The organism is Litchfieldia alkalitelluris, from assembly GCF_002153425.1.
In the GTDB taxonomy this organism is placed as follows: Bacteria; Bacillota; Bacilli; order Bacillales; family Salisediminibacteriaceae; genus Evansella; species Evansella alkalicola.
Map to the genome: position 1 here is coordinate 3,940,042 of NZ_KZ119600.1, position 12,619 is coordinate 3,952,660.

Annotated in this window: 10 protein-coding genes and 2 riboswitches; of the genes, 4 read left to right on the forward strand and 6 right to left on the reverse strand. The window is 40.4% G+C overall.

Going from position 1 to position 12,619, the window contains the following annotated elements:
* Positions 1 to 76 precede the first annotated feature (76 nt).
* Positions 77 to 1,570, forward strand: coding sequence for a methyl-accepting chemotaxis protein (locus BW724_RS18730; RefSeq protein ID WP_088076661.1), 1,494 nt, complete (start codon positions 77 to 79; stop codon positions 1,568 to 1,570).
* Between the two features lie 93 nt (positions 1,571 to 1,663).
* On the opposite strand, the gene BW724_RS18735 is transcribed toward BW724_RS18730, so the two are convergent.
* The gene (locus BW724_RS18735; RefSeq protein ID WP_088076662.1) at positions 1,664 to 2,917 is read right to left on the reverse strand and encodes an alanyl-tRNA editing protein; all 1,254 of its coding nucleotides are present in this window, start codon (positions 2,915 to 2,917) and stop codon (positions 1,664 to 1,666) included.
* Between the two features lie 185 nt (positions 2,918 to 3,102).
* Positions 3,103 to 3,792 (reverse strand): LuxR C-terminal-related transcriptional regulator, encoded by a 690-nt coding sequence (locus BW724_RS18740; RefSeq protein ID WP_140355010.1) that lies wholly within the window; start codon positions 3,790 to 3,792, stop codon positions 3,103 to 3,105.
* Between the two features lie 132 nt (positions 3,793 to 3,924).
* A riboswitch (cyclic di-GMP riboswitch) is annotated at positions 3,925 to 4,007 on the reverse strand.
* A gap of 231 nt (positions 4,008 to 4,238) precedes the next feature.
* On the opposite strand from BW724_RS18740, the gene BW724_RS18745 reads away from it, so the two are divergent.
* Positions 4,239 to 5,405, forward strand: coding sequence for an acyl-CoA dehydrogenase family protein (locus tag BW724_RS18745; RefSeq protein WP_088076663.1), 1,167 nt, complete (start codon positions 4,239 to 4,241; stop codon positions 5,403 to 5,405).
* A 241-nt stretch (positions 5,406 to 5,646) separates the two neighbouring features.
* A riboswitch (cyclic di-GMP riboswitch) is annotated at positions 5,647 to 5,800 on the forward strand.
* A gap of 36 nt (positions 5,801 to 5,836) precedes the next feature.
* Complete coding sequence (locus BW724_RS23735) at positions 5,837 to 6,001, forward strand: hypothetical protein (RefSeq protein ID WP_176371466.1); 165 nt, start codon at positions 5,837 to 5,839, stop codon at positions 5,999 to 6,001.
* 369 nt (positions 6,002 to 6,370) lie between these two features.
* Here the strand turns inward: BW724_RS23735 and BW724_RS23740 are convergent, their stop codons facing one another.
* The 3 genes from BW724_RS23740 to BW724_RS24145 form a co-directional block, all read right to left on the reverse strand.
* Positions 6,371 to 6,511, reverse strand: a complete 141-nt coding sequence (locus BW724_RS23740) for a hypothetical protein (RefSeq protein WP_176371467.1) — start codon at positions 6,509 to 6,511, stop codon at positions 6,371 to 6,373.
* 327 nt (positions 6,512 to 6,838) lie between these two features.
* Positions 6,839 to 7,000 (reverse strand): hypothetical protein, encoded by a 162-nt coding sequence (locus BW724_RS23745; RefSeq protein ID WP_176371468.1) that lies wholly within the window; start codon positions 6,998 to 7,000, stop codon positions 6,839 to 6,841.
* 313 nt (positions 7,001 to 7,313) lie between these two features.
* The gene (locus BW724_RS24145) at positions 7,314 to 8,366 is read right to left on the reverse strand and encodes a lytic transglycosylase domain-containing protein (RefSeq protein WP_235849017.1); all 1,053 of its coding nucleotides are present in this window, start codon (positions 8,364 to 8,366) and stop codon (positions 7,314 to 7,316) included.
* A gap of 139 nt (positions 8,367 to 8,505) precedes the next feature.
* On the opposite strand from BW724_RS24145, the gene BW724_RS18755 reads away from it, so the two are divergent.
* Positions 8,506 to 10,737 carry a DNA topoisomerase III gene (locus tag BW724_RS18755; protein WP_088076664.1) on the forward strand — a complete coding sequence of 744 codons (2,232 nt, stop codon included), beginning with the start codon at positions 8,506 to 8,508 and terminating at the stop codon, positions 10,735 to 10,737.
* 196 nt (positions 10,738 to 10,933) lie between these two features.
* Here BW724_RS18755 and htpX read toward each other — a convergent pair whose 3' ends face one another.
* On the reverse strand, positions 10,934 to 12,193 hold the full coding sequence (htpX, locus tag BW724_RS18760; protein WP_088076665.1) for a protease HtpX: 1,260 nt from the start codon (positions 12,191 to 12,193) through the stop codon (positions 10,934 to 10,936).
* Positions 12,194 to 12,619 lie beyond the last annotated feature (426 nt).

The following is a 12,619-nucleotide window of genomic DNA, read 5'->3' on the forward strand; positions in this document are numbered from 1 at the left end:
TTAACAATGATTTATAATAAGAATAGGATTTTATACTACTTTTTAACTATACAACCAAGGGGAACGAGGTAGAGAAATGTCGAATGCAGCAGTTGATAAAAAACCAGTTCGGAATTTTACTGTCAAAGAACAAGATTTGATTCGTCGTAATTTTATTGTCTTTATTGCCATATCTATCGTCACTGGATTTTCTGTTGGAGCAATGCTCACAATGGGGGCCCTAGGGACAAATGATCTTATCATGCTCGGTTTAATGGTGTTAGTTTGGGGATTAGTTACGTTATTCCACTTTAAGAAAATACTAATTAAGTATATTGGCTACATCGCTGTTTTTGGGTCAGCTATTAGTACTTCACTCACGATTTTTACAATGCCTGGATTCAGTAACATTTTTTCTGTCTATTATATTATCATTTTAGCTTTAATTTACATGAACCATAAAATATCTATCATTACACAGACATATGGATTCATCATCTTGCTTTACATCGTTTATGGCCAAAATGATATATTACAGCTCTCTCAGGATGATCAGATTACTGCTGTCATTCATTACCTCTTAGTTACGGTTCTCATTATATCTATGTTACAAGTGAATAAATTTGTAAATAGACAAATGGATGAATCTAGAGCCGAAACGGAAAAACTACTAGCAGAGCAGCAGAAACAGCAACAGGCGATGGCAAAGCTGGTTGAAGACGTAACAAAAAGTATGTCAGTTATATCTAAAACAAGCGAAAACAATAACTTATCATTTAATGAAATGAATAGCTCCTTTAGTGAAATTACTTCTGGTGTGAACTCACAGAACGAAGCGACTGTTGATATAAACGAATCTGTTACTTCCATCACGGAACTGATTAAAAAAATGCACGATTCGATGGCAGAACTAAAAGAGGAAACAACGGAGACGAACCATTTATCCTCTGAAGGTGAAAAGCAAATTTCATTTTTAACCGAAACGGTAAACCAGTTTAAAACTGAAATTGACTCCATGTCCAAAGACTTTAGTATTTTAATAGATAAGTTAAATGAAACAAGCCAATTCAGTAACACTATCAAGGAAATTGCAGAACAGACTAACTTACTTTCCTTGAATGCAAGTATAGAGGCTGCTCGAGCAGGGGAACACGGGCGCGGATTCTCTGTTGTAGCTGATGAGATCCGTAAATTATCGGATATGACCTCCCACTCCGCTGATCAGATCTCTAATCAAATCGATTCATTCAGACAGCAATCTGACCAAACACGAGGACTCATGATTAAAGTTGCAGAACGGATGGATAATAGCTTTGAAGTTACAACAAAAACAAATGATTCCTTTAAGTTAATTAATACAGCTATCACAAAGCTATCGGAGCTTGCAGATAACGGAAGCAACCTCATTTCTGAAATTAATCAAACAGTGGAAACGATTAATGGTTCAACAGAAGATCTAGCCGCTGTTAGTGAGCAATCTAGTGCATCTCTACAAGAACTAATTGCTACATTAGAAAACATTTTAGCAAGCAATACAAGTAGTTTAAACAGCATAAAAGAAGTTGAAGAAACCTTAAAAAAGTCTTCTTGATGACTAATGGAAATGAGACCCGTGTCAATTTGAAATGAATTTAGGACTGCAATTGCATCGATGAATGCAATTACAGTCCTTTTTTTACAAGTCTCAACTCGTAATAATATTCACCATTTTTTCTAAGAACGCTTCTCCTGTCATCGTCTTACTTCCGCCACCTTGAATCTGTGATTCTCTTCCCCCACCTTTTCCATCAATAAGATTTAATATATCAGGAGACTTTTCCTTTAAATTAGGCTTTGAAACCTTATTCCCTCTAGCACAAACATATTGAAAGCCCTCTGTTGTTTCATTTAATAAAATAACAGCTGCACTCTCCCTTTTTTCAATAAGCATACCTGCAAGCTTTTGCATTTCCTTAACGGAGCGATCTTGATATCGTTTTTTCACAAGGAATAATTCGTCCTCAAGTGACTCATCTGAGTTACCTTGTCCTTCACTCCATTGGACGACCTCTCCACTATTGAGCAAGTCATTCACTTCATACTCCAGCAACAACTCCATTTTTTCATCAATTGCCGAAATTAATTCCTTTTCTTTCAACAACAATCGCTCCACCGCTTCTACCAATCCCTCTTCTGGTGCATTTAAATGATCCGTTAACCGTTGAACTATTTCTTGTTTACCATGAAGTTGTCGTAGGACCCGATTACCACAAACAAATTTAACACGCACTTTTCCCCTCATCCGTTCTGTACCCAAAATCTTTATGGCACTCACTTGCCCAGTCCCTAAAGGATGCGTACCACCACACCCGTTATAATCAAATTCGGGAATGATCACAAGACGAATAGCTTCTTTGACTTTCGGCTGCTTTCGTAACGGATAGTCAGCAAGCTCCTCCTGACTAACCCATTTCGTTTCGATTACACGATTTTCCAGGATTATCTGGTTTGATAAAAGTTCAGCTTTTTTCAAATTATCATCAGTTAGGGTTGCTGTATCTAAGTCGATTGTGCAGACCTCTTCACCAAGATGGAAGCCGACTGTATCAATGTCCATTGTGGATACAAAGGCTGCAGATAAGATGTGTTGTCCTGTATGATGCTGCATATGGTCAAAACGACGTTCCCATTCAATGGTACAGTCTACCGTTACGGTTTCTCCTTCAATAGGACTCCCTACATAATGACGAATTTCTCCGTCTATCTCTTCCACTTGTGTGACAGGCTTGCCTTGAATTAGTCCACGATCACAAGGTTGTCCACCACCTGTTGGATAAAAAGCCGTTTCCTGCAAAACAACGTACCAATTCCCTGTAGCCTCCTCTTGTTTTTGCTCCAAAACTCGTGTTGAAAATTTCTTTATGTATGGATCTTCGTAATATAATTTTCTCGTTTCCAATCCGTTAACCCCCAGTTATTCAATTTCTAATCCTAATTATACAGAAAAACGATAGCAATTATCGATATGATATTGTTATGTACACGCTCATTGTTACCACTCTTCGCAAAAAAAGAACAACCTTAGATAAGGCTGCTCTTGTTTATATACCTAAATTTTAGTTATGATATTTTCGGCTATTTGTCTTAACGGGCAGTTAAAACCCAACCGTTACGGATAACCTTTACTACTGCCTGGGTTCTATCCTTAACGCCGACCTTTTTCAAAATGTCGCTAATATAGTTATTCACTGTAGAATTAGCAAAGTATAACTGCTCAGCTATCTCCCTATTGTTGTTTCCATCTAGGAGTAACTGCAGAACTTTTTTCTCATTCCCAGTTAAAAGATGGTCTACTTTTCTATCATCAAGCTTTAGCTTTTCAATTTTTCTACTAGGCATTTTTAAACGCTCAATTCTCATGACAAGCTCTTTTTGAAAAGCTGGTTCAAAGTACATATTCATAGAAGATAAACATCGCATGACAGATGTAAAATTCTCCATAAAGTAATGCTCTGAAACTGCACCATTCAAAGGTAAAGACAAATATGGAAGCAATTCATTTTGCAATTCGTTTTTATTTACTAAAATAATTGGAACCGCTTGCTCTGAATCTTTAACAGAATGACAAAGCTCTTCTAAAAGTTGAAAAGACGATTGTTCAAATCCATCAACTATGAAAAATAAGTAGTTATTATTCCTGTAGTTATATTCAAAATAGTCATTTGGCTTCGATGTGCAAATCTTCCCTTGAATATCTTCATTCTGATTTCCAGGTACTTTCACTAAAAAATCAAGATCCGTCATATTATTAATTTCCTGTAAGATAGATACCATAATTACCCTCTCCCTTATAACAATTCAAATTTTGTAAAGTAATTGTCTGCGTCCCCTACTACTGGTATTTGTTTGTTAAGGAAGTGCAATAAAAAATGCATACCCAAAACAGGTATACATTAATAACCAGTTTTCGGTAACCCGACGACCGTAGCATTTGCCTTAGGCTCGTAGCTTTGCGTCCTTTCCTTTCAGAAAGTTTGCCTTTATCGTTATATTCTTTTCGTCAAATCTATTCTAGTTAAAATGTTATAGCATAATGCGACAAAAGTCCACCTTTTTTCACAAAAATACATCTTTTCCCTATTACTTTTATCTCTATTAACAATACAACGGACAAAAAAATTATCACTTTTCTTTAACCGCCATTCGTTTAGGATGCTGTATATGTTTGTTTAAGATATAGTATAAATATCAGAAATTAGACTGAGGGAGGAAATAACACAGTGAAAATCACAGACTTACATACACCAGAAGAAAGACTACAGTTTTTACAAGAAAAAGTTGAAGTATTTAAAGAACGAGCAGATAAACATGATAAGGAAGGCTCCTTCCCTGTCGATAACATTAATGACTTGCGTAGTATCGGTTATCCCGCTTTAACGGTACCTAAGAGACACGGCGGCATGGAGATCTCCTTGTTGGAAATGGTACAGCTCCAAGAGGTCATTGGGAAAGCTGATGGTTCAACTGCACTCTCCATTGGGTGGCACATGGGTATTGTCATGCATTTAGATGAGCAAAAAATCTGGAATGAGGACATCTATCAATTTTTTTGTGAAGAAGTGGTCAAAAAGGGATCGCTTCTTAATAATGCTGCCTCTGAGCCTGCTACAGGAAGTCCTACACGAGGTGGGAAGCCAGAAACAACTGCGAAGGAATCTGATGATGGGACAGCGTGGATCATTACAGGCAGGAAGAATTTCACGACCATGTCTCCTGTGCTCGATTATTTCGTTGTGAGTGCGTCCATCGATGGAACGGATCAAGTTGGAAACTTCTTAATTCCCCGTGGTACGAAAGGAATGGAGATTGAGGAAACGTGGGATTCCATTGCCATGAGAGGTACCGGCAGCCACGACCTTGTTTTGACAGAAGTAATGGTTAAAAAAGAACATTTGGTGGAGAATGTCACTCCTGGGAACAAATCCGCACAAGGCTGGCTCCTCCATATTCCAGCATGTTATCTCGGCATTGCTGGTGCGGCTCAAAACTACGCGATTCAATTTGCGAAAAGCTACTCACCAAATAGTATCAGTGGGACGATTAGTGACTTACCTAACGTGCGTCAAAAAATCGGTGAAATGGAGCTTCGCCTCCAAGAAAGTAAGCATTTCCTTTACTCCACTGCCCGCGAATGGGACGAAGCAAGTGAGGAGAAACGCAGCGAAATGAAGCCAATCCTCAGTGCCGTGAAGCATTCCGTAGTGAACAACGCAATCGAGGTAGTGGATTTGGCAATGAGGGTAGTTGGGGCACGAAGTTTATCCGCAGGGAATCCGCTTCAGCGCTATTATCGCGACGTTCGCGCTGGTCTTCATAACCCTCCAATGGACGACATGACGATCATGCTATTGGCGGCAGATGCTATTGAGCGGGAGCGGGAAAAATAGGGTGTTTTGAATATTTCTGGGAATGATTGCTAGTGGCGGCGTAGGGGATCGTGAATTGTACGAAGTGTTCGCTAGTGCGGCGTAAATAGCATGGTGGTTAGTATCCAACTTTTTCATTGCTCATTTGCGAAAAAGTTGGATAATTTATGTAATATAGTGCATTTTACCCACTATTTCCATGGTAAAATACCCTGTAATTATCTGAAAATTTGTTAGATAATATATTTAATAAATTACATATCGTACTAAAGGGCAAAATCATTGAAAAATGATGACGCAAAGCTAGAGGGGCTAAAGTGGAAGAATTTCTAGATTGAAATGTGAGCCGTAGAAGGACAACATGGTTCGTCCTCCCTCCTTATTGACCTTCTCCACTATGCCAGCCAGCTACCGAAAGCGGACCTCCGTGCGATGAATAGGAGGAAAAGTCTATGATTAAAGTGCTTTGGCATGAAATTCTCTTAGATTATTACCTATTTTTCTACAACCGTTGCAGCGAGGCTGAACCTAAAAAGCGGGGTGCAATTATCCGCAAAGCCTTCTACCATCAGGATAAAATTGCACATTTCAGAAATGCTGAAAACGCTCCCAACTAATTAGAACTATGACTTAGCCTTCTCATGTTTTAAATATAGTAATATTTTGGCTAGCACCCTGAATTATTTTTCAGTGGTGCTTTTTTTTACATAAAACCCCAAAAAAATTATAAGAAAAACACATCTATTGAAATTCACCGAATATATCAATTAGGTGTACTGGCTCAATTTGAATTACGGACATATATTATAGAAGATCGTGATGGGGAAAAATAAGCGGATTGTCCTCAGCTTGTGGGGGTGCGGACAAATTCAGCGTGAATGACTAGCCTTTTGTCCGCTGATCCTGCTTCTGCGGACAGTTACAGCTTGAATCTCAACCCTTTTGTCCCCTGCTCCTACTTCTGTGGACATTTCCAACTTGAATCTCTAGCTTTTTGTCCGCTGACCTTGCTTCTGCGGACATTTCCAACGTGAATCTCTAGCATTTTGTCCGCTGATCCTGCTTCTGCGGACAGTTCTAGCTTGATTCTCTAGCTTTTTGTCCGTTGCTTCTTCTTCTGCGGACATTTCTAGCTTGATTCTCTAGTGTTTTGTCCGCTGCTCCTGCTTCTGCGGACATTTCTAGCTTGATTCTCTAGCCTTTTGTCCGCTGATCCTGCTTCTGCGGACAGTTCTAGCTTGATTCTCTAGCCTTTTGTCCGCTGCTTCTGCTTCTGCGGACAGTTACAGCTTGAATCTCAACCCTTTTGTCCCCTGCTCCTACTTCTGTGGACATTTCCAACTTGAATCTCTATCGTTTTGTCCGCTGCTCTTGCTTCTGCGGACATTTCTAGCTTGATTCTCTAGCTTTTTGTCCGCTGATCCTGCTTATGCGGACAATTCCAGCGTGAATCTCTAACATTTTGTCCGTTGCTCCTGCTTCTGCGGACATTTACAACGTAAAGCTCTAGACTTTTGTCCCCTGCTCCTGCTTCTGCGGACATTTACAACGTAAAGCTCTAGACTTTTGTCCCCTGCTCCTGCTTCTGCGGACAATTCCAAGATGGATGCCAACATCGAGACTCAAATCGACTCCCCGTTCTGCTCATTCTCCCTCCTGAATGTAAGCAAATTATAAACTCCAAAAAAAACGAAAAATCACATAAATTCTAGTTACAAAAACCCCCTTTAGAAGAACAATCCATACGTCCTCCAAAGGGGGCTCCACCCACAACTACAACAACAACTAATCCTACCAATCACTACTCCCATGCCTAACCTACAACTACACTACACCAACACCTATGCCGCCATAGCACCTACACCCACCCAAACCAACACCAACACCCCAAAATCTCCCACACCAACTAACCTACCACCACTTCTACTCCTACTCCGACGCACTCATCAATGCCACTACCGCCGAATCATCTCGCTCCTTTGCTGCTTCCTGTATCTCCACTGCATACCAGCTCTTCGCATTTCCATTTGCACGAACATAATTTTTCATACCATAAATGCCTCTGTGATATGCCGTTAGGGCTTGATCCCAGTCACCATAGCGGTTATAAAGAAAATCCAAATACGTAACAGCTAGCTGGATCGAATATAGAGGATCAAATAGCATGTCGTGATCGTATGGAAGGTCAGCCATTTCCGCTACCCACGGACCCGTGTTTTTCATGAATTGGGCCAAGCCATACGCACGTCCATAACGGGTTTGTGGCCCAACAACATCAGGACTGAACGTACCACCAGTTTCCACTCGCAATAATTCATAAATTAGAAACGGGTCGATATCTTTGTCCAAAGCCTCCAACGTGAGGAACCTCCCCCACTCCTTCTCAAATTTCCCATCACTATCCTCGTACAAATAGTCAGCAACTTCATTTGCCGTTTCCCAAGCAAGGAATCCAGCGACCTCTTCAACGCGCCCTTCCGTAACGTCCTCATTCAACGTTTGTTTCATTTCAACAGTCGCCTTCAAGCCTTCTATCTCTAGTGCTTCGGCAAATTCCACCCGTTCCTGTTCCCTCTTATCAAGAACATTAGCCATTTGAAATTCCATAGATGAATTTATTGTTTGAAATAAAGTTATTTCTGATTTTGCTAGATTAAAGTTGTTTTCCAAGTCTAGTAGTTCAACTTCTAGTGCAGCGAGTTCATTCTGTTTTTTTAAAGATTCATTGGCGAAAAATAGAGTCGTTGCCGTTGTCAGAAGCAATAACGCTGAAGTTATAACAACTAACCACTTTTTGTTCATATTCTTACTCTCCTTTTTTAAAAGCCAGTCCCCGTAACCCATCAGAAGATGTAGTCCAGAGACTAGCATTTTTATTGGTATCGCCTTTTCTTCAGCAATTACCAGTTTCATAGTTTTTATACATGAAATGATAGATTTCTTATTAAAGACAGCAAAAAAGACTAAAACTAGTGAAATCATCAGACCCAACTTCCACACTTCATAGGCGGTTCCGGGCCAAACGCAGCCACCCTCACAATACAACGCACATGTGGTGGTGACAGCACCAGAATGGTATGATAGTGTTACGCTGTACCATTGAAAGGAATGTAAATGTTTTATGAAAAAAAGTGTTGTTATTGCTGAAAAACCATCAGTTGCGCGGGATATTGCCCGTGTACTGAACTGTCATAAAAAAGGAAATGGATTCATCGAAGGACAGAAATACATCGTCACTTGGGCCTTGGGGCATTTAGTTACTCTCGCGGACCCTGAAGCGTATGACGATAAATATAAAGCGTGGAAGTTAGAAGATTTGCCGATGATGCCAAAGGATTTGAAGCTCACGGTTATTAAGAAAACGAGTAAACAGTTCCATGCTGTAAAAAGTCAATTGACCCGTTCCGATGCTGGAGAGATTATTATTGCAACGGATGCGGCTCGCGAAGGGGAACTTGTTGCTCGCTGGATCATTGAAAAAGCCAAGGTTAAAAAGCCTGTAAAACGACTTTGGATCAGTTCCGTTACGGACAAAGCAATCAAAGAAGGTTTTCAAAAACTCAAAGATGGTAGGGAGTACGAAAACCTATACCAATCAGCCGTGGCTCGCTCGGAAGCAGATTGGTATGTTGGCCTAAATGCAACGAGAGCACTAACTACTAAATTTAACGCTCAACTCTCTTGTGGACGGGTGCAGACCCCAACCGTTGCGATCATCGCAAATCGTGAAAAGGAAATCCAAACATTTAAACCAAAGCCTTACTTTGGGGTAAAGGCAAAAACCGATCAGAACCTTTCCTTAACTTGGATTGACAAGAAAACGAACGATATGAGGACATTCTCTAAAGAGACAGGGGACAAGCTTTTATCCAAAACAAAGAATGAGAAACAGGCCACCATAGTTGACATTGACAAGAAACACAAAAAAGTTTTTTCCCCAGGACTATTTGATCTTACGGAACTACAGCGAGTGGCTAACAAGGCGTTCGGTTATTCTGCCAAGGAAACGCTAGGAATTCTGCAGAAGCTATACGAGCAGCACAAGGTGTTGACTTACCCTCGGACGGATTCCCGTTTCTTATCAAGTGACATCGTGGACACGTTGAAGGATCGAATCAAGGCTTGTGGCAATGTGCGTGATTACACGAAGCTCGCCCACACTTTGCTTCAAAAGCCGATTAAGGGGAATAAATCATTCGTAGATGATAAGAAAGTATCTGACCACCATGCGATTATACCAACAGAGGAAACGCCGATAGTAGCCAAGTTTTCAGATAAGGAAAGAAAGATTTATGATGTGGTTGTGAAGCGTTTCTTGGCTGTCATGTATCCTCCTTTCGAATTTGAGCAAACGACGATGAAGGCTGAGATTGCTGGGGAAAACTTTGTGGCTAAGGGGAAAACAGTGATCGCTCCGGGTTGGAAGGAAATCTATGACGACCGCTTTAGTGAAGAGGGAGACGAGGATCAAGCTGAGTTGCAGGAGCAATTGTTACCAAAACTCCATCAGGGAGATAAGCTTCAAATCACTTCAGTCAAACAAACAAATGGTGAAACGAAGCCGCCAGCTCGTTTTAATGAAGCGACATTATTATCAGCTATGGAAAACCCTGGTAAATTCATCTCTGATATGGGGAATGAAACGAATAAGAAGGATTTGGCGAAAACGTTGGAGAAGACTGGCGGGCTTGGAACGGTTGCGACTCGCGCAGATATTATTGACAAGCTTTTCAACAGCTTTTTGATCGAAAAAAAGGGGAAAGATATTCATATCACGTCAAAAGGAAAGCAGTTATTGGACCTTGTACCTGAAGATCTCAAGTCCCCCGCCTTAACGGCAGAATGGGAGCAAAAGCTTGAGGCCATTGCAAAAGGAAAGCTACCAAAAGCTACATTTATCAGCGACATGAAGGGCTACGCAAAATCCGTAGTCTATGAAATAAAAAATAGCGAAAAAAAGTACAAACACACCAACATGACTGGGACGAAATGTCCTGATTGTGGTAAATTCATGCTTGAGGTGAATGGGAAAAAAGGTAAAATGCTTGTGTGTCAGGATCGTGATTGTGGACATAGGAAGAACATCTCCAAAGTCACGAATGCCAGATGTCCTAAGTGTAAAAAGAAGCTAGAGTTGCGTGGACAAGGCGAAGGTCAAGTGTTCGTCTGTAAATGTGGTCATAAGGAAAAGCTCTCCACGTTCAATGAACGAAAGGCGAAAGAAAAGAACACGAAATTGTCCAAGCGAGAAGTGAATCAATACATGAAGAAGCAAAATAAGCAGGAAAGTAATGATGAACCATTTAACCCTGCTCTGGCAGATGCCCTGGCAAAGCTAAAGTTGAAGGACTAATAATACGTTTGCCGTCGGCTGATTACGAATTTTTAAAAAGGAGACCCGTGCTTGTTACAAAAGCATAGGAGCTCCTTTTTTCATGATATAAATGATTATCCTTTTTCTCGGATATGGATTAATTCTATATAAATGTGTTGAGGAGTCGGAGCGAACGAGACTCCTGCGGGAACAGCAACATTCGTGCAAAACTTTTTTACTTCGTCCCCTTCAACCTTGCAATTCGTCTGTCTAGTGATGGATGGGTAGAAAAAACATCTAGCATTTTTTCAGGCGTACTTATCATAAATGCTGCATAAGGTTTCTGTTCCTTGCTTATTCTCGGATTTCCACCCTTCAAGCTTTCAAGAGCATGGATCATAGAATTACTGTCTATTAACTCCGATGCTAACTTATCTGCCGCAAACTCCCGCCTTCTTGAAAACGCCTTGACGACAAGACTACCTAAAAATACAAGTACTGCAGAAACGAGCATTTTTACAATTGCAATAATAATAAACATAAGTGCACTTACTTGCTCGGAAAAAAAGGATAGCCACTTGATTATCGACAGTGGAAGTGTAATTAACAGTACAATTGTATTGACAACACTCTGTACTAAGCTCAATGTAACCATGTCCCCATTAGAAATATGCGCCACTTCATGTGCTGCAACGGCAGCAATGGCTTGTTCGTCCATTTGATCTAGCAGTGCCGTACTGAAAGCGACAAGGGAATTGCTTTTGCTTGCGCCAGTAGCAAAAGCATTAACATCGCCACTAGCATAAATCCCCACCTCTGGCATCTTCGTCATACCTGCTTTTTCACAAAGGGAAGCTACAAGTTCATACAAGCTACGTTCCTCTTCATTTTGGTAGTTATTAGGATCAATAATATACATATTATGCACTTTTTTTGCACGGGCCTTCGAAAACAGAAGTCCTATAAATGGAAAAGTGAATCCCAGCAGTAATATGAACGGTGCCACTGCAACTAATGCGCCGGCTGATATAATAGAAAGGGAGAGCACAATAGCAACATTTGCAACTAGAAACCATGTCCACCGTTTCAAACTGCCACCTCCAATGTGAATAGGGTTCGATCCCTTCACAAAATTAGTAATGCCAGTAAAATCTCTCATGAGTCCTCCCTGTTGGTGCTGGTCGTGCTGATGCACATGCTGGTGGTACTGCTCGTGTTGCGCATTATGTACGTTTTGTGCATGTTGTTGTGCAAGTGGTACATGCTGTTCGTGTTGTCGTGTATTTTGTGCATTTTCTACATGTTGTTGTGCATGTGGTACATGTTGTTCATGTTGTGCTCCGGCATTCGAATCAAATTGGTAAGGCTGTCCATTGTGCAATTCTTGATGTAGTGGCACAATGTTGTTTTCTCTGATAGGAATTCCACAATTTGGGCAAAACTTGGCACTGTCAGAAACTTCATTGCCACATTCAAAACAAGTTTTTAAAGCCATGAATTTCTCCTCCTGTTAGTAGTTTGGATTGAAAGCAAGTCTGCTAGATTCAACAATCCTCGACAATGCATTCTCCCTACTATTTCGATACCCAAAACTTTTATCCTGCTACTTTTGGCATAGTTTTCCCCACAAAAAGAGATGGAAGATTCCAATGAACCTTCCACCTCTTTATTTAACGCATAAGTATTGGCTTTCATGTAATCTGTCCTATTTAATCACGTACTTATATAGCATCTCTAAAAAATCATTCACATTTTCCGGAAGTTCCTCTGGAAGTACAGCCTTTTTCTTGATCATATTAACCACGCTCCTGTTTGTTGTTATTGTTATAATCTAGTATTCTCAAGAAGTTAATAGATTATACAAATCTATTAAAAAAATTTTAAAAGATTTGTATGATCGGCTTGTACAATTGTCATTCCC